The sequence below is a fragment of the Chromobacterium sp. FG89 genome (genome assembly GCF_057808735.1).
Map to the genome: position 1 here is coordinate 183,980 of NZ_JBMDIQ010000006.1, position 16,059 is coordinate 200,038.

General features: G+C 65.6%; 16 protein-coding genes. 11 read left to right on the forward strand and 5 right to left on the reverse strand.

Annotated features, from left to right (window positions below):
• The first annotated feature begins 413 nt into the window (after positions 1–413).
• The 3 genes from ACODRW_RS08430 (at position 414) to ACODRW_RS08440 (ending at position 2,964) form a co-directional block, all read left to right on the forward strand.
• The gene (locus tag ACODRW_RS08430) at positions 414–713 is read left to right on the forward strand and encodes a hypothetical protein (protein WP_107799880.1); all 300 of its coding nucleotides are present in this window, start codon (positions 414–416) and stop codon (positions 711–713) included.
• Positions 714–901: 188 nt separating this feature from the next.
• Entirely contained in the window at positions 902–1,453 is a 552-nt protein-coding gene (locus ACODRW_RS08435) for a GNAT family N-acetyltransferase (protein WP_486635558.1), read from the forward strand.
• Positions 1,454–1,638: 185 nt separating this feature from the next.
• A complete protein-coding gene (locus ACODRW_RS08440; RefSeq protein ID WP_488905522.1) occupies positions 1,639–2,964 on the forward strand; it encodes a methyl-accepting chemotaxis protein in 1,326 nt (441 codons plus the stop codon).
• Between the two features lie 223 nt (positions 2,965–3,187).
• Here ACODRW_RS08440 and ACODRW_RS08445 read toward each other — a convergent pair whose 3' ends face one another.
• The gene (locus ACODRW_RS08445) at positions 3,188–4,651 is read right to left on the reverse strand and encodes a hypothetical protein (protein WP_488905523.1); all 1,464 of its coding nucleotides are present in this window, start codon (positions 4,649–4,651) and stop codon (positions 3,188–3,190) included.
• Between the two features lie 295 nt (positions 4,652–4,946).
• On the opposite strand from ACODRW_RS08445, the gene ACODRW_RS08450 reads away from it, so the two are divergent.
• Genes ACODRW_RS08450 through frdD form a run of 5 tightly spaced genes read left to right on the forward strand, consistent with a single transcriptional unit; the run spans position 4,947 to position 9,582 of the window.
• Complete coding sequence (locus ACODRW_RS08450) at positions 4,947–6,272, forward strand: anaerobic C4-dicarboxylate transporter (RefSeq protein ID WP_488905524.1); 1,326 nt, start codon at positions 4,947–4,949, stop codon at positions 6,270–6,272.
• Positions 6,273–6,285: 13 nt separating this feature from the next.
• Positions 6,286–8,070: a fumarate reductase (quinol) flavoprotein subunit gene (frdA, locus tag ACODRW_RS08455; RefSeq protein ID WP_488905525.1), complete on the forward strand. Its 1,785-nt coding sequence runs from the start codon at positions 6,286–6,288 to the stop codon at positions 8,068–8,070.
• Complete coding sequence (locus tag ACODRW_RS08460; RefSeq protein ID WP_488905526.1) at positions 8,067–8,828, forward strand: succinate dehydrogenase/fumarate reductase iron-sulfur subunit; 762 nt, start codon at positions 8,067–8,069, stop codon at positions 8,826–8,828. Before frdA ends, ACODRW_RS08460 begins: the two co-directional genes overlap by 4 nt.
• Positions 8,825–9,223, forward strand: coding sequence for a fumarate reductase subunit C (locus ACODRW_RS08465; protein ID WP_488905527.1), 399 nt, complete (start codon positions 8,825–8,827; stop codon positions 9,221–9,223). Before ACODRW_RS08460 ends, ACODRW_RS08465 begins: the two co-directional genes overlap by 4 nt.
• The gene (gene frdD, locus ACODRW_RS08470) at positions 9,220–9,582 is read left to right on the forward strand and encodes a fumarate reductase subunit FrdD (RefSeq protein WP_488905528.1); all 363 of its coding nucleotides are present in this window, start codon (positions 9,220–9,222) and stop codon (positions 9,580–9,582) included. Before ACODRW_RS08465 ends, frdD begins: the two co-directional genes overlap by 4 nt.
• 80 nt (positions 9,583–9,662) lie before the next feature.
• On the opposite strand, the gene ACODRW_RS08475 is transcribed toward frdD, so the two are convergent.
• Entirely contained in the window at positions 9,663–9,908 is a 246-nt protein-coding gene (locus tag ACODRW_RS08475) for a hypothetical protein (RefSeq protein ID WP_081545763.1), read from the reverse strand.
• Between the two features lie 131 nt (positions 9,909–10,039).
• Entirely contained in the window at positions 10,040–10,942 is a 903-nt protein-coding gene (locus ACODRW_RS08480; RefSeq protein WP_488905529.1) for a LysR family transcriptional regulator, read from the reverse strand.
• A gap of 109 nt (positions 10,943–11,051) precedes the next feature.
• Here ACODRW_RS08480 and ACODRW_RS08485 point away from each other — a divergent pair, with 109 nt between their 5' ends.
• Positions 11,052–12,431, forward strand: a complete 1,380-nt coding sequence (locus ACODRW_RS08485; protein ID WP_488905530.1) for an MFS transporter — start codon at positions 11,052–11,054, stop codon at positions 12,429–12,431.
• A gap of 15 nt (positions 12,432–12,446) precedes the next feature.
• The gene (locus ACODRW_RS08490) at positions 12,447–12,845 is read left to right on the forward strand and encodes a hypothetical protein (protein ID WP_235087558.1); all 399 of its coding nucleotides are present in this window, start codon (positions 12,447–12,449) and stop codon (positions 12,843–12,845) included.
• Positions 12,846–12,869: 24 nt separating this feature from the next.
• Here ACODRW_RS08490 and ACODRW_RS08495 read toward each other — a convergent pair whose 3' ends face one another.
• Positions 12,870–13,712, reverse strand: coding sequence for a LysR family transcriptional regulator (locus ACODRW_RS08495; RefSeq protein ID WP_488905531.1), 843 nt, complete (start codon positions 13,710–13,712; stop codon positions 12,870–12,872).
• Between the two features lie 248 nt (positions 13,713–13,960).
• On the opposite strand from ACODRW_RS08495, the gene gloA reads away from it, so the two are divergent.
• Positions 13,961–14,356, forward strand: a complete 396-nt coding sequence (gloA, locus tag ACODRW_RS08500) for a lactoylglutathione lyase (protein ID WP_488905532.1) — start codon at positions 13,961–13,963, stop codon at positions 14,354–14,356.
• Between the two features lie 54 nt (positions 14,357–14,410).
• On the opposite strand, the gene ACODRW_RS08505 is transcribed toward gloA, so the two are convergent.
• Positions 14,411–16,039 (reverse strand): methyl-accepting chemotaxis protein, encoded by a 1,629-nt coding sequence (locus ACODRW_RS08505; RefSeq protein WP_488905533.1) that lies wholly within the window; start codon positions 16,037–16,039, stop codon positions 14,411–14,413.
• Positions 16,040–16,059 lie beyond the last annotated feature (20 nt).

Genomic DNA, 16,059 nt, shown 5'->3' on the forward strand with positions numbered 1-16,059 from the left:
TCAAAGAGCGAGCCGGACCGCCGCTCGGCCCGTGGGCGCGGCGGCTTGTTGATATGGAGCGGGCATGAAGGCGGATGGCCGCCGCGGCGGCCGTCTTGAAACAGGCGACGGAATGCTTCTGCGGCGGCGGAGCGCTTGTCCTTCCGTATTATGGCCAAGCCCGGCGGAGAAGGCGCCGGCCTAAAGACTAGCTTTCACGCCAGGAGAGCGAGGCAAGGCGAAGACAGCTGAGAACGCGGAATGTACAAGGGTATATGAGCGTTTCGAAGGGGTTTTCAACGCCGTATCGCTGACGCGCAGTAGGCTTTAGAACGGGTTCTAAGTGTTTTCCGGTTTTGCCGGCCCTTGGCCGCGGCGCTATATCGCTAAATAGCAGGCGGCCTGCCCGCCGGTTCAACGGGAAAGGATGGAAGATGAAGGTTTCTGAATTCTTGCAGGATGGTTTCGGCAGCTTTTCCGCCACGCGGCTGGCTTTCCTGCTGTGGGCGCTGGGCGTGCTGCTGGTCTGGGCCTACACCTCGATCCAGAAAGGCTCGCCGTCCTTGCCGATAGACAATTCGGTGATCGTGGTGCTGGGCATTCTGATGACCGGCAAAGTGACGCAAAGCTTCAGCCCCGGCGATAGCCCGCAAATCCAGGCCGCCAACGCGCAGGCCCAGGCCCCCCAGCCTGCGCCCGCCGCGCCGGCCGGCAGCCCGGCCTTGACCGCCTGATCCGCTTCTTCAGCCGTTTGCGCCTTGTCCCGCTCTTGTTCGCGAGACCTTGAGCGGGCCTAGATAGGCTTTCTATTGGCGAGCTATCTTCTAGAATGGAGTGCGGTCTCCCGCTGTACACAATAAAGCGCGGCCGGGTCCACTCGCTTGCAAGCGCGGGGGCCGGCCGCCTCATTCTGGTGCTCGTGATGAATGTGATAACCCCGCCGTCTATCGATCTGCAGGGTTTCAGCCTGCGTCCCATGGAAATGCTGGATATTCCGGACTGGTACGACTATCTGCGCCTGCCCGAGGTGGCGCAGCATCTGCGCTGGGAGCTGCAATCGGCGGCGGATCTGGCGCCGCTGGTGCAGGCCTATCGCTCCGACGAGCCGGGCGCGCCGTTGCGGCTGGCCATTGTGGACGACGAATCGGGGAGTCTGGCCGGTTCGGTTGGTTTCGACGCCGTCTGGCCGGAGGATCGCAAGGCGGAGATCGATTTCGACCTGGCGCCGGCCTATTGGGGGCGCGGGCTGGGCTTGGCCGCCTGCAAGGCGGTCACAGCCTGGGCCTTTGTCGGTTGCGGCTTGTACCGGGTACAGGCGGTGGCGCGCGACGGCAACCGGCGCGCCGAGCAATTGCTGCGCGGCAGCGGTTTTCAATACGAGGGTTTGCTGCGCGGCTATCGCCAGGTGCGCGGCGAGCCGGGCAATTTCAAGATGTTCTCGCGGCTGGTCACCGATCCGGACGCTGAAGCTTGAGCGGCGCGCGAGCGCCCTGGTCACGCCGCCGCAAGGCGGCTTGTTTTTGCGCGGCCCGGTATTTTGGCCACCGGGGGGCGGTAGGTGTTTTTACGGTTTGACATTGGCATGGCCGGCTTTGTAAATAAAGAGTGGAAGAGGAGCGCTGACGGCAAGGACGATGACTCGAGCGGAAAGGTTGCTGCATGTTCAATATGGCGTTGAAACGCAAATTGCGGGATACGGTGGCGGAGCTGCATAAACAGCAGGGCGTGTTGCAGGCGATAGACCGCTCGATGGCGGTGATCGAGTTTTCGCCGGACGGCGTGGTGCGTTCCGCCAACGCCAATTTCGAAGAAGTGATGGGCTACCGCGCCAGCGAGGTGATAGGCCAGCATCACCGGCTGTTTTGTCCGGCCGACTACGTGAGCAGCGCCGAGTACGCCACCTTCTGGAGCCGGCTGAAGCAGGGGCATTTCGTCAGCGACCGCTTCAAGCGAGTGACCAAGGACGGCGAGATCGTGTGGCTGGAGGCCAGTTACAATCCGGTGCGCGACGAAGCCGGCCAGGTGACGGCGGTGGTCAAGTTCGCGCTGGACGTGACCAAGTCGGTGCAAACCGAGCTGGAGGCCCGCAACACCATGAAGGCGGTCAGCCGCTCCATGGCGGTGATCGAATTCTCCATCGACGGCATTGTGCTGCGCGCCAACGGCAACTTCTTGAGCACGGTGGGCTACACCGAGCAGGAAATCATCGGCCAGCATCACCGGATCTTCTGTTCTCCCGATTATGTGCACAGCCCGGCCTACGCCGAGTTGTGGCAGCGGCTGAACCAGGGCACCTTCATCGCCGGCAAGTTCGAGCGCCGCGACAAGCAGGGCCGGCCCATCTGGCTGGAGGCCAGCTACAACCCCATCGTCAACGACGAGGGCGAGGTCTACAAAGTGATCAAGTTCGCGCTGGACATCACCGAGGAAGAAGAAGCGGCGCAGCACGACCTGCATCTGGTGAAGGAGGCGCACCGCTTGTCCGCCGCGTCCGACGCGGCCTCGTCGGACGGCCTGGCGGTGATCAAGGACACCATAGGCGAGATGAGCCTGATCGCGGACAGCGCCGAGCGTTCGGTCAAGATCATCGAGGACCTGGACTCCAAAACCATGCGCATCACCTCCATCGTCAACACCATTCACGAGATCGCCGATCAGACCAATCTCTTGGCGCTGAACGCGGCGATCGAGGCGGCGCGGGCCGGCGAACAGGGCCGCGGCTTCGCGGTGGTGGCGGACGAGGTGCGCAAGCTGGCCGAGCGCACCAACGCCTCCACCAAGGAAGTGGCCGGCATGATAGACGACATCCGCAACGGCACCTCGTCCGCCAGCGAGAGCATCCATGAGATGCAGGTCAAGGCGCGAATGGGCGAGGAGCACGCCGGCGTGGCCAGCACCTCCATCGACCAGATCCGCAGCAGCACCGCCCAGCTGAGCGAGGTGGTTAGCCATTTTTCGGCGGTGCAGGCGCAGAAAACGCCTTAAGAACCTATTCAATGTCTGCTGCGCGTCGTCGATGCGGCGTTGAAAACGGCTTCGAAGCGCTCATGTACTACGTGTACATTCCGCTTTCTCAGCTGTTTTCGCCTTGCCTCGTCTTAGCTCGCGAGACTTTGAACAGCTTCTAAAAACCTGCTCGAAACCGCGCGCCGTATCCTGCGCCCATCCCCCGTCCGGAGGATGGGCGTTCGTCTTCAGGCCATGCCGCTTAATCCGCGCCGTCCGCGATGGACCACAGGAAGTCGGTTTGCAGGTTGCCCTTGAACATGGGCGCATTGCGCGGGATGTAGAAATTGGTGGCGTAGCCTATCGGCTTGACCGTGCTGTCCATCTTCACCGAGGCGCCGGAGTGGCAGGTCATGCAATTGCTCTGTATGCCCAGGGTGCCCCTGAAGGTGGTCTTGGTCTTGGGGTTGTAAATGCCCACGTTCACCGGCGGCGGGGGCTGGAAGACGCTGCTGCCGAAGCTGGCCTCCAAGTAGGGGTTGTACACCGTGACCGGCGAGCCGACGCTCTTGCCGCCGTTCACCGGCTGGTTGGGCGCCACCATCTGGTAGCCGATGGACATCGCGTAATGCGCCGCCGGCCAGGGCAGTTGCGCCGGACGCGCCTGGGCCACGGCGACGGAGCTGGGCAGCGGCGGCTTGGCCGGGGCCGGCGTCCAGAAGAAGGTTTGCCAGGTCCATTCCGTCATCTCGCGCGAGGTGACGTGCATCGCCATCAGGATCAGGGTGTCGCCGGGCTCCACCGGCTGTTTCAACTGGTTTTGCGCCAGGCTGGAAAACAGGGCGGCGTTGGCGGCGGTGATCGGGATGCGGATGAAGTCGCCCAGGCCGAAGGTATTGGCGGCGCTGGGGCTGCTACAGGAAGCATCCGCGCTCTGAGCCGCGGAGCGGCCCGGGTTCTTGGCGTCGATGTAGACGCAGCCGGGCCAGGCCTCCTCCGGAAAGCCGCCGCTTTGCATCGCCGGCGTCGGCTTGGGCGTGCCGGGCCAGGCCGGCATCACATACAAGGAGGTGCCCGGAATCATATTGGCCTTGTTGACCAGCTTGTATACCGGCTTGATGGTGACGGCGGTGCTTGGGAAGGCCGGAATCGACGCGTTGCCGGCCTGGTAGAGCTTGTTCAGCGCCGCCTTGGAAAACAGCTGGTTCTTGCTGGCGAAGGCGGCGGCGCTCGGATCGTAGCCCACCATTTCAAACGAGGAGGTGTCGCGCACGCCGCGGGCGGATTGGTCCTGGCTTTGGCTCAGCGCCGCCAGCCGCGCCTGCAGCTTTTCCATGAAGCCGGGAATGCGCATGAACTGGCGCGGCACGCGCAGCCGCATCTGGCGCGGAGCCGCCGCCAAGGCCGACGTCGTGTTGGCGGCCGCGTCCGCGGGCAGGGCGGCCACCTCGTTCGGCGTCAGCCAGGTCAGATAGACCGGCGCGTTGGCGAGCCCGTATTCGGTCTGGCCGCTGGGCATGGTCAGCGCGGCCCACATGCCCCAGCCGTGGCGGTGGATATTGCGGGCATGGGCGGCGCTGGGCTGATTGATCCACTGCATCAGCGTGGATTCCGGTTCCGGGAACTGGTAGCCGGGGATGCCGGGATTGGGCAGCGGCACCGGCTGCGCGGCGGCGTAGCCTGTCAGCAGCAGGCCGGCGAGCAGGGACAATTCATGGCGTTTCATCACGAGATCTCCAAACGGGGTCTTCAACTGGGCGGGAAGGCCGCGGGCCTCTGCCCTGGTGTTGGCGGCAATTGGGCATGCGCAAGCCGCATGCTGCCCAGTTATAGCCATACGGAATATCATGGTTAGCCGTTATTAAGGTCAGTGGAGCAGGCTGGAGGGCTTGAAAAAAGCCGGTTTTCAATGCCAATGGTCTGTTTTGAAATCGTTGTGATCCGGACTTGATCAAGGTCTATTAGCCGATGCTGTTAATCCCCTATAACAGCGAAAAACAATGGCTAATAGGGACAAGATCATGTGGGTTTTCTGGATACAATTCGCGCTGCTGCTGACGGCGATACTGATGGGCATACGCCGCGGCGGCGTGGCCCTGGGCATGATAGGCGGGCTGGGCGTGGCGGTGCTGTGCTTCGTGTTCCGCGTGGCGCCGGCGGAGCCGCCCATCACCGTGATGCTGATCATTCTGGCGGTGGTCACCGCCTCGGCCACGCTGCAAGTGGCCGGCGGCCTGGACTTCCTGGTGCAGCAGGCGGAGCGGCTGATGCGCCGCCATCCGCAGCAAATCACCTTCCTGGCGCCGCTGTCCACCTTCCTGCTCACCATGTGCGTGGGTACTGGTCACGCGGTGTATTCGCTGCTGCCGGTGATCGCCGACGTCTCGCTGAAAACCCGCATCCGCCCGGAACGGCCGATGGCCATGGCCAGCGTGGCCTCGCAAATGGGCATCACCGCCAGCCCGGCGGCGGCGGCGGTGACCTCGCTGCTGGCGATGACCGCCCACAGCGGCCAGCCGCTGACCCTGTGGCAAATCCTGATGGTGACCGCGCCGTCCGGCCTGCTGGGCGTGCTGGCCGCCGCCTGCTGGAGCCTGCGCCGCGGCGTGGAACTGGACCGCGATCCGGAATTCCTGGCCCGGATGCAAGACCCGGACTTCCGCGCCTCGGTGGAAAAATCCGTCACCACCCTGGACAAGACCCTGCCGGCGGCGGCGCGGCAATCGGTGGCGCTGTTCTTCTCCGGCATCTTGGTCATCGTGCTGCTGGCCTTGTTTCCGCAATGGCTGCCGGTCAGCCAGGGCAAGCCGGTGCCGATGACCACGGTGGTGCAGTTCGTGATGCTGGCCTTCGGCACCTTCATCCTGTTCCGTTCCAATGCCAAGGCCGCGGTGATCGCCCGTTCCGAGGTGTTCACCGCCGGCATGATCGCCGTGGTGTCCATCTTCGGCATCGCCTGGATGAGCGACACCTTCGTCAAGGCCAACGAGCCGCTGCTGGTGGCCAATATCAAGGCCATGGTGGCCTACGCGCCGTGGACCTTCGCGCTGGCGATGTTCGCCGTGTCCGCCTTCGTCAAGAGCCAGGCCGCCACGCTCACCATCATGGTGCCCTTCGGCCTGGCGCTGGGCCTGAGCCCGCATCAGCTGCTGGCCATCATGCCCTCCTGCTACGCCTATTTCTTCTTCGCCTTTTATCCCAGCGACCTGGCGGCCATCAATATGGACCGCAGCGGCACCACCCGCATCGGCAAATACCTGCTCAACCACAGCTTCATGATGCCGGGGCTGATAGGGGTGGGGGTGTCCACGCTGGCGGCGTACGGATTGACGCATTTGTACTTCTAAGTGAGGAAAGCTTGTGGAAACTTACCAAGCAGACATCGTGATCGTGGGAGCGGGGGGCGCGGGCTTGCGCGCCGCCATCGCCGCCGCCCAGGCGGACCCGGCCTTGCGCATCGCGCTGGTGTCCAAGGTCTACCCGATGCGCAGCCACACCGTGGCGGCCGAGGGCGGCTCCGCCGGGGTCAAGCAGGCGCACGACAGCTTCGACGCCCATTTCAACGACACCGTGTCCGGCGGCGACTGGCTGTGCGAGCAGGACGTGGTGGAATATTTCGTTAGCCAGTGCCCGGAGGAAATGGTGCAGCTGGAACACTGGGGCTGCCCGTGGAGCCGCAAGGAGGACGGCAGCGTCAATGTGCGCGCCTTTGGCGGCATGAAGATTGAACGCACCTGGTTCGCCGCCGACAAGACCGGCTTCCACATGCTGCACACCCTGTTCCAGACCTCGATCCGCTTCCCGTCCATCCGTCGTTTCGACGAATACTTCTGCGCCGACCTGATCGTGGAAGATGGCGAGGCGCGCGGCGTGCTGGCGATAGATATCGCCAGCGGCGACAGCCTGCTGATCGAGGCCGGCGCGGTGGTGATGGCCACCGGCGGCGCCGGCCGGGTGTTCCGCGAAAACACCAACGGCGGCATCGTCACCGGCGACGGCATGGCGCTGGCCTACCGCCACGGTGTGCCGCTGCGCGATATGGAATTCGTGCAATACCACCCCACCTGCATGCCCGGCACCGGCCTGTTGTTCACCGAGGCCTGCCGCGGCGAAGGCGGCCTGCTGGTCAACAAGGACGGCTACCGCTATCTGCAGGACTACGGCCTGGGGCCGGCCGAGGACAAGCCGCGCAATAAATTCATGGAACTGGGCCCGCGCGACCGCCTGAGCCAGGCCTTCTGGTACGAGCAGCAGCAGGGCCGCACCGTGGAAGGCCCGTGGGGCTCCGCGGTGTATCTGGACCTGCGCCACCTGGGGCACGCCAAGCTGCGCGAACGGCTGCCGCAAATCTGCGAGCTGGCCGAGGAATTCCTGGGCATAGACCCGGCCAAGGCGCCGATTCCGGTGCGGCCGGCGGTGCACTACACCATGGGCGGCATCCTGGTCGACGGCCGCTGCGCCGCGCCCATGCCCGGCCTGTTCGCCGCCGGCGAATGCTCCAGCGTCGGCATCCACGGCGCCAACCGCCTGGGCTCCAACTCGCTGGCGGAACTGTCGGTGTTCGGCAAAGTGGCCGGCGAAGAAGCCGCCCGCTGCGCGCGATCGCGCCGTCCGGCGCGGCGCGAGGCGCTGCAACAGCAGGCCGAGGCCGCCGAGGCGCGCCTGCACGCGCTGCGCGCGCGCGAAGGCGGCGAACGCATCGCCGAACTGCGCCGCGAAATGGCGGAAACCATGGAAGCCGGCTGTGGCATCTACCGCTTGGAAGCCTCGATGCAAGCCACCTGCGACAAGCTGGCGGAACTGAAGCAGCGCTTCCGCAATGTGCACGTGGAAGACAAATCCAGCGTCTGGAACAGCGACTGGCTGCTGGCCATCGAGCTGGGCTACCAGCTGGACGTGGCCGAGGCGATGGCACATTCCGCGCTGCAACGCCGCGAATCGCGCGGCGCCCACCAGCGGCTGGACGGCTGCGAGCAGCGCGACGACGCCAACTTCCTCAAGCACAGCCTCGCCGTCTACCGGGGCGCGGACGCGCCGCGCATCGACTACGGCGCTGTGAAGATCACCAAATCGCAGCCGGCGGTGCGCGCCTATGGCGCCGCCGGCCTGGCGGCGGAAGCCGCGGCCAAGGAGGGCAAGGCATGAGCGAACAGACTATGACGGAACAGACCAAGACCATAGCGGTGATGCGCTACCGGCCGGAGCAGGACAGCGAGCCGTGGCTGCAACACTTTGAAGTGCCTTACCGCGACGACATGTCGGTGTTGCAGGCGCTGCAATACATCCGCGACTACCTGGACGGCGGCCTGGCTTTCCGCTGGTCCTGTCGCCAGGCGATTTGCGGCAGCTGCGGCATGATGGTGGACGGCGTGCCCAAGCTGGCCTGCAAGACCTTTCTGCGCGACTACCCCGGCGTGGTGCGCATCGAGGCGCTGAACCACTTCCCGATAGAACGCGATCTGGTGGTGGTGCTGGACGACTTCATCGCCAAGCTGGAAAGCATCCAGCCCTATATCGTGCCCAAGGAAGACAAGCCGCTGTCAGACGGCGAGTACCTGCAAACCCCGGCGCAGATGGACTGGTACGCCCAGTTCAGCAGCTGCATCAACTGCCTGCTGTGCTATGCCGCCTGCCCGCAGTACGGGCTGGACGACAAGTTTCTGGGGCCCGGCGCCATCGCGCTGCTGCACCGCTACAACATGGACACGCGCGACAGCGCGGCCGAAGAGCGGATGGAGCTGCTGGCCGCGCAGGAAGGCGTGTTCAACTGCACCGCGGTGGGCTATTGCTCCGAGGTCTGCCCCAAGATGGTGGACCCGGCCAATGCGGTCAACCTCAACAAGACGGCGGTGGCCAGGGATTACTTCCTGCGCTTCGCCCGGCCCAAGGGGACGTGCAAATGAGCAAGCGCAAACCGTATGTCCGGCCAATGGAGGGCTGGTGGCGCAAGAATCCTTACTTCATCGAGTACATGGTGCATGAAGGCACGGCGCTGTTCGTCGCCGGCTACGCGCTGACCCTGCTGTGCGGGCTGTGGCGGCTGAGCCAGGGGGAGGCGGCCTGGAACGGCTACATCTCCGCGCTGCAAAGCGCGCCGGCCTTGCTGCTGCACGCGGCGGCGCTGGCGATGATCGCCTACCACAGTTACACCTGGTTCAAGATCATGCCGCGCACATTGCCGCCGCTGACGCTGGCCGGGCGGCGAGTGTCCGCCTTGGCCATCACCGCCGGCGGCCTGGCCGCCGCCGCGGTGTGCAGCGCGGCGCTCTTGATGCTGGTATGGGGGATGACGGCATGAAACCGGGACTGAAACGCTCTCACGCGCCCATTTTCTGGGGCTTGTTCGGCGCCGGCGGCATGCTGGCCGCCCTGTTCGGGCCGATGCTGGTGTTCATCACCGGCATCGCCGCGCCGTTGGGCTGGCTGCCGGACGGCGCCGCCGATTACGCCACGCTGCAGGCGCTGGCGCAAAGCCTGATCGGCAAGGCGCTCCTGTTCGGCCTGATCGCCCTGCTGCTGTGGCACGCGGCGCACCGCATCTACCACAGCCTGCACGATGTCGGCATCCGCGGCGGGCCGCTGGCCAAGGCCTGCACCTATGGGGTGGCGGCGCTGGGCACGCTGGCGGCGGGGCTGTTGCTGGCGGTGGGGTTCTGAACGGCTTGTGGCCGGGAGTGAAACGATAGGCTAGGACGGCGCTTTGCGGCGCCGTCCTTTCTTTGCCCGTAGCAGGCGGATCAGCGCCCCATGCTCACCACCCACAAAAGGGGCAGCAGCAGAAACAATAGGGTGAAGCCGAACTGGGCTCCGGCCGTGTGCCGGCGCAGCTTCCAGAACACCAAGCAAGTCAGCGCCAGCCAGAATGCGATGGCGAACAGCGCCATATTGAGCATGTTTTCGCCCATGCTGCCCACGTCGGCCAGACAGCATTCGGACAAGAGCAAGAGGGCGGGCAGGAGCGAGGCGGCGCGGAGGTAGGACATTCGAGTGGATTCTTGGGGGTGAGGCGCACATTTTGCATCAAGGCCGCGGCTTTGCCCACCGTTCAGCGCAGGCCTGCGTGGACGCGGCGTCCGCGCCGCTGGCAATGACCGGGACAATCGCGGGCGGCCCGCTAGCCCGCCGCCTCGCGCTCGCGCAAAAAATCGATGAAGGCCCGCACCTTGGCCGGCACATGGCGGGTGCGCGGGTAGAGCGCGTGGATGCCTTGCTGCGGGAAGCCGTGATCGGGCAGCAGCCGGCAAAGCCGGCCGGCTTGCAGATCGGCCTTAACCAGCCAGTCCGGCAGCAGGGCCACGCCTAGGCCGGCCAGCGCGTAGGCGCGCAGAATGGACGCGCTGTCCGAACTCAGCCGCGGCTGGCCATGCTGGCGCCAGGCTTCTTGGCCGCCGTCCGGCGTGTCCACCAGCCAGGGCTGGGCGTGCTTGAGCCGGCTGTGTCCCAGCCAGGGCAGCCGGCTCAGCGCGGCCAGGTCGCGGACGTCTCCGTCCGGCCGCTGCGCCAGCAGGGCCGGCGCCGCCACCGGGAAAATATCGAACTGGGCCAGCGGCACCGCGTGCAGATCGGTTTCCGGCAGGCGGCCCAGGCGGATGGCGACGTCGAAGCGTTCGGCGATCAGATCGGCGTGCAGCGAGGAGGTGGACAACTGCAGTTGCAGCGCCGGGTGGCGCAGGGCGAAGCGCTCGATCGCCGGCGCTATCCTGGCCAGGCCGTATTCCAGCGTGGCGGTGACGCGCAGCGCGCCGCTGAGCTCGCCGTGTTCGGCGCGGGCGTCGTCTATCGCCAGCCGCGCCTGCTCCAGCATGTCGGCGCAGCGCTGGTAAAAACGCGCGCCGGCGTCCGTCAGCGCCAGACTGCGGGTATTGCGGATCAACAGCGCGACGCCGATTTCCTGCTCCAGGCGCTTGATGTTGAAGCTGACCACCGCGCGGGTCTGCCCCAGCGCGGCGGCGGCGGCGGTGAAGGAGCCGGCGTCCGCCACGGCCTTGAAGGTTTCAAAACGATCCAGACTGACCACGGCACCGCCTGTTATTGTCAAAAATATTTTGACAGTTTAGCCGGCGGCGGCCGCTATTTCCAGCGCCTCCCCCTGTCTATACTCGGCCGCTTTACCGTGGAGAGCGCCGATGTCGCTTCGTTCGAAACTGACCCTGGTGTACCTGCTCGGCTTTGCGCTGGACCTGATCAATATGTTCATCGCCAGCGTCGCCTATCCGGACATCGGCCACGGCCTGGGCGCGTCGCTGGCGCAGCTGGCCTGGGTGGGCAACGCCTATATGCTGGGCCTGACCTTGGTGATCCCGCTCAGCGCGTGGCTGGCCGGCGCTTACGGCGAGCGGCGGGTGCTGCTGGGATCGCTGGCGCTGTTTCTCGCCGGGGCCGCGCTGGCGGGTGCGGCCCCGTCCATCGAAGCCTTGATAGGCTGGCGCGCGCTGCAGGGCCTGGGCGGCGGCCTGCTGATCCCGGTGGGCCAGGCCATGGTTTACCGGCATTATCCGCCGGCGCTCCGCGCCCGGCTCACCGCCCTGATCATGGGCGTGGCGCTGATCGTGCCGGCGCTGTCGCCGGCGCTGGGCGGGCTGATCGTGGACGCCTTGTCCTGGCGTTGGGTCTTGCTGGCCAGCGTGCCGCTGGCCCTGCTGACGTTGTGGCTGGCGGCGCGCTGGCTGCCGGAAGACCGGACCCCGGCGCGGCGCGGCGCGCTGGACCTGTCCGGCCTGGCTTTGCTGGCCGTCGGCATGGCCTCGTTGCTGCTGGGCTTGACCTGGCTGGGCGAAAGCGGCCATCTGGCGTGGGGGCTCGCCGCGTTGTTATTGGCCGCCGCCGCGCTGGCCGGCTACGCGCGGGCGGCCGCCGGCAAGGCCGAGCCGGCGCTGAAGCTGACGCTGTTGCGCGGGCGCCTGCTACGCACCGCCATGTTGGTGTATCTGTTCGTCCCCGGCGTGTTCATGGGCGTCAGCCTGGCGGCCATGCTCTATCTGCAAGAGGTGCTCAAGCTGAGCGCCGCCGCCGCCGGCGGCCTGATGCTGCCCTGGGCGCTGGCCTCCGCGCTGGCGATCAGCCTGACCCGCGGCCGCTTCAACCATGGCGGCCCCAAGCCCCTGCTGCTGCTGGGCATGCTGTTCCAGAGCGCCGGCATCGTTGCGCTGGCCCTGGGCGCCAGCGCGCCGGGGCCGCTGATCGCCGCTTACGCCCTGATGGGCTTCGGCGGCAGCCTGTGCAGCAGCGCGGTGCAGAGCGCGGCCTTCCTGGATATCGCCGAGGCCGAGCTGCGGCAGGCCAGCGCGCTGTGGAACATCAACCGCCAGTTCAGTTTCGGCCTGGGCGTGGCCGTGATCAGCCTGTTGCTGAACGCGCTGACTCATTACAGCGGCGCGCCGGCGGCCACCGCCCAGGTCTACCAAGCCTGTTTCTTCATCGCCGCCGGCCTGACCCTGGCGCCGGCGGTTTTCGTGCTGCGCATCCACACCCCGACGGTGCTGGCCCTGCTGCGGCCCAGCCACTAACAGAGAGAAAGTCCGATGACCAAGCCCAATCCCTATTTCGACGAAGTGATCTCCGCGCATATCGCCATCCGGCAATGGTTCGCCGGCCCGGCGGACGCCGCCGCGCTGGAGGCCCTGATGGCGCGCTTCTCGCCGCGCTTCACCATGGTGGCGCCCAGCGGCGCGCAGCTGGATCTGGACGGGCTGCGGCAGCTGTTCGCCCGGACCGGCGGCGGCAAGCCGGGTTTGGAGATCGCCGTGGATCAACTGGCCTTGCTGGATGAACACGCCGGCGGCGCGACGGTGGCTTATCGCGAAGCGCAATACCTGGGCGGCCGGCCGAGCAGCCTGCGGCTGGCCACCGTGGTGTTTGAGCGCGACGCGGCCGGCGCGCCGCGCTGGCGGCATTTGCAGGAAACCTTCTGCCTTGAGTGAGTTCGCGCAGCGCGGCGCCGGCCTTCAGTCCGCGGCGACGGACTGTACGAAACCGTCAACCAATGCGGAGTCCTGCTGCTTGCGCCAGATGAAGTGGATGTCGCTGATCGCCAAATCCGGCAGCGCGAAGCCGCGGTAGCCGTCTTGCGGCCGGCACAGGCTTTCCGGCACGCAAGAAAAGCCCGCGCCGGCGGCGACGCAGGCAAAGATGGCCGGATAGGATTCGATCTCCAGCACCGCGCGCGGCCGCACGCCGGAGGCTTGCAGCCATTGATCCACCAGCCGGCGGTAATGGCAGGCCGCACCGAAGGTGTACAGCTCCAGCCCGGCCAAGGCCTCCGCCGTCGCCGCGGTGGTGTCCGGCGGCGCGATCAGCGTCAGCTTCTCCCGGAAAGCCAGCCGGCTGGTCAGCAGCGGATGCTCCACCGGTCCGTCGCTGAGAATTAGGTCCAGCTCACCGTCCTGCAGCTGGCGCTCCAGTTCCAGCGAATGGCCGGCGCGCAGATGCAGCTCCATCTCGGCGTGCTGGCGGCGGTAGCGGGCGATGCGGGCGGGCAGATGGGTGGCCAGAGCGCTGTCTAGCGCGCCCACTCTCAGCAGGCCGCGCGCGGGCGCGCCGTCGAACAGGCCGCGCACCTCCCCGGCCTGTTGCAGCAGGCCGCGGGCGTGGCGGTAGAGCAGATGGCCTTCCGGCGTGGTCAGCAGGCGACGGTTTTCGCGGCTGAACAGCTTGACGCCCAGTTCCGCCTCCAATTCCTGCAAGCGGGCGGTGAGATTGGACGGCACCCGGTGCAATTGCTCGGCGGCGGCGGCGATGCTGCCTTGCTCCACCACCGCGCAGAAGAAATTCAGTTGCGAGAGTTTCATGTTTCGCTTTTTGTGATTGATCCGTACATTATAAGTCGCTTTTTATGGATTATGAGCGCGGCTAAGATGACCGCGATCTAAGAAGCTGTTCAAAGTCTGCTGCGCTTCAGCGATACGGCGTTGAAACCCGCTTTGGAATGCTCATCTACCACCGGCACATTCCGCTTTCTCAGCCGCTTTCGCCTTGTCTCGTTCTGGCTCGCGAGACATTGAACAGGCTCTTCATCTCAACCATCAGGAAAAAGCGCATGAGAATTCTGCACACCATGTTGCGCGTGGCCGATCTGGACGCCGCGCTGGCCTTCTACACCCGGGCGCTGGGCATGCGCCTGCTGCGCCGCAACGACTTCCCGGACGGCCGCTTCACCCTGGCCTTTGTCGGCTATCGAGACGAAACCGAGGCCGCCGCCATCGAGCTCACCTATAACTGGGATCAGGGCGATTACCAGCTGGGCAACGGCTATGGCCATGTGGCGATAGAAGTGGACGACGCCGCCGCCGTCTGCGAGCAGGCGCGCGCGCTGGACTACACCGTGGCGCGCGAAGCGGGGCCGATGAAGCACGGCCGCACCGTGATCGCCTTTTTGCAGGACCCGGACGGCTACAAGGTGGAATTGATCCAGAAGGGCACTCAGTACGACTGAGCGCGGAGAAGGGCGGGCCCGTGCTTGCCGGACCCGCCTGGTTTGAACCCGTTTTTAGAGCCGGAAACGCGCGGTCACGCCCTGCAGGTTCTGCGCCAGCGCATTGAGCTGGCTGGAGGTGGTGGCCAGTTCTTCCACCGTGGCGCTGTTTTCCTCCGCCATCTGCGACACCCGTTCCATGCTCTGCGCCAGGTTCAGGCTGGCGGTGCGCTGCTCGCTCAGCGCGCTGGTGATGTTGCCGATGGATTGCACGATGGAGTGGGTGCTGCCCTCGATCTCCTGCATGGAGTCGGTGGCCTGGCCGGCGCCGTCGGACACCGTGCCCACGCTGGTCAGGCTCTGCTCCATGCTGCCCACCACCCGGTTGGCGCTGCCCTGGATGGAACCGATCATCTGAGTGATTTCCTGAGCGGAACTGGCGGTGCGTTCCGCCAGCTTGCGCACCTCGTCCGCCACCACGGCGAAGCCGCGGCCCATCTCGCCGGCGCGCGCCGCCTCAATCGCCGCGTTCAAGGCCAGCAGGTTGGTCTGGTCCGCCACGTCGCGGATCACCGTGACGATATTGCCTATCTTCTGCACTTCCTGAGTCAGGCCCTTCATCTGGTCCGAAGTGGCCGCCACCGAAGACGACACCGATTCGATATTGCCCACCGACGCCTTCACCGCATGGCCGCCGCGGCTGGCCAGATCGCCGGCCATCGCCGCTTGGCGGGAAGCCTCGTTGGAGTTGTCCGCCACGTGGTTGATGCTGACCGTCAGCTCCTCAATGGTGGCGGCGGCCTCCGAGGTGGCCTCGGACTGGCGCTGAGCGCCGTGGGCCACCTGTTCGGACATGCTGGCCAGCTCATGGGCGGAGTCCGACACCTCGTTGGCGTTTTTCTGGATGCTGGCCACCACATCGCGCAGGCCCTGGCGCATCTCCTGAATATCCTTGGCCATGGCGATGGCCTCGTCGCGCGCCTCCGGAATCGGCTCATCGTGGCCGGACAAATCGCCCTGCTTGATATTGCGCACCAGCTGCGCGGATTTCTTCAGCGGCACCGTCACCAGATTGGCGATGAACATCGCAATCGCCACCGCGGCGATCAGGGCGATCACCGCCACGGTGATCAACACCGTCACCGCCTCGCTCTGCGCGGCCTTGCTGCCCTCGATAGACTTTTGCATCAAGTCTTCCTGAAAGTCAGACATCTCTTTCAGCGCCTTTAAAAACGCATTGTTGGCCGGCGCAAAAGTCTTCATCAGAAAGGTTTTGGCTTCCTCGTTCTTGTTGGCGCGCGCCAAGGCGTACAAGGGCTCGAACTGACCGCCCAGATTGGCGCTGGCCGTCTTGAGCTTGTCGAACAGCTCCTTCCCTTTGGGCGTGGACAACAGCTTTTCCATCTGATCCATATTGACGGCGTTGGCGGCGCGGAACTCCTCCACCTTCTTGATATGGGTCTCGGTCTCCTCCGGCGTCTGCACGATGATGGCGTTGCGGATGGAGCGGCCCACGTCCAGCGTGGTGACGCTGATCTTGTTGGCCAACACGATCTTGGGATAACGGTCCTCGGTCACATCGCGGATCTTGTCCCCAATGGTGTTCAACTTCATCATCGCCACCGCCACGATGATGGCGATCAGAATGATCAGCAGGCCAAAGCCGGCCAACAGTTTTTGCTTGACGGTCAACTGGTGCAGCATGGAGCGCTCCCCCGGACAGA

What these genes read in the sequence shown, in the direction of transcription:
- ACODRW_RS08430 (WP_107799880.1), top strand. Translation starts at nt 414, where the DNA reads ATGAAGGTTTCTGAATTCTTGCAGGATGGTTTCGGCAGCTTTTCCGCC.
- ACODRW_RS08435 (WP_486635558.1), top strand. Translation starts at nt 902, where the DNA reads ATGAATGTGATAACCCCGCCGTCTATCGATCTGCAGGGTTTCAGCCTG.
- ACODRW_RS08440 (WP_488905522.1), top strand. Translation starts at nt 1,639, where the DNA reads ATGTTCAATATGGCGTTGAAACGCAAATTGCGGGATACGGTGGCGGAG.
- ACODRW_RS08445 (WP_488905523.1), bottom strand. Translation starts at nt 4,651, where the DNA reads ATGAAACGCCATGAATTGTCCCTGCTCGCCGGCCTGCTGCTGACAGGC.
- ACODRW_RS08450 (WP_488905524.1), top strand. Translation starts at nt 4,947, where the DNA reads ATGTGGGTTTTCTGGATACAATTCGCGCTGCTGCTGACGGCGATACTG.
- ACODRW_RS08460 (WP_488905526.1), top strand. Translation starts at nt 8,067, where the DNA reads ATGAGCGAACAGACTATGACGGAACAGACCAAGACCATAGCGGTGATG.
- ACODRW_RS08465 (WP_488905527.1), top strand. Translation starts at nt 8,825, where the DNA reads ATGAGCAAGCGCAAACCGTATGTCCGGCCAATGGAGGGCTGGTGGCGC.
- frdD (WP_488905528.1), top strand. Translation starts at nt 9,220, where the DNA reads ATGAAACCGGGACTGAAACGCTCTCACGCGCCCATTTTCTGGGGCTTG.
- ACODRW_RS08475 (WP_081545763.1), bottom strand. Translation starts at nt 9,908, where the DNA reads ATGTCCTACCTCCGCGCCGCCTCGCTCCTGCCCGCCCTCTTGCTCTTG.
- ACODRW_RS08485 (WP_488905530.1), top strand. Translation starts at nt 11,052, where the DNA reads ATGTCGCTTCGTTCGAAACTGACCCTGGTGTACCTGCTCGGCTTTGCG.
- ACODRW_RS08490 (WP_235087558.1), top strand. Translation starts at nt 12,447, where the DNA reads ATGACCAAGCCCAATCCCTATTTCGACGAAGTGATCTCCGCGCATATC.
- ACODRW_RS08495 (WP_488905531.1), bottom strand. Translation starts at nt 13,712, where the DNA reads ATGAAACTCTCGCAACTGAATTTCTTCTGCGCGGTGGTGGAGCAAGGC.
- gloA (WP_488905532.1), top strand. Translation starts at nt 13,961, where the DNA reads ATGAGAATTCTGCACACCATGTTGCGCGTGGCCGATCTGGACGCCGCG.
- ACODRW_RS08505 (WP_488905533.1), bottom strand. Translation starts at nt 16,039, where the DNA reads ATGCTGCACCAGTTGACCGTCAAGCAAAAACTGTTGGCCGGCTTTGGC.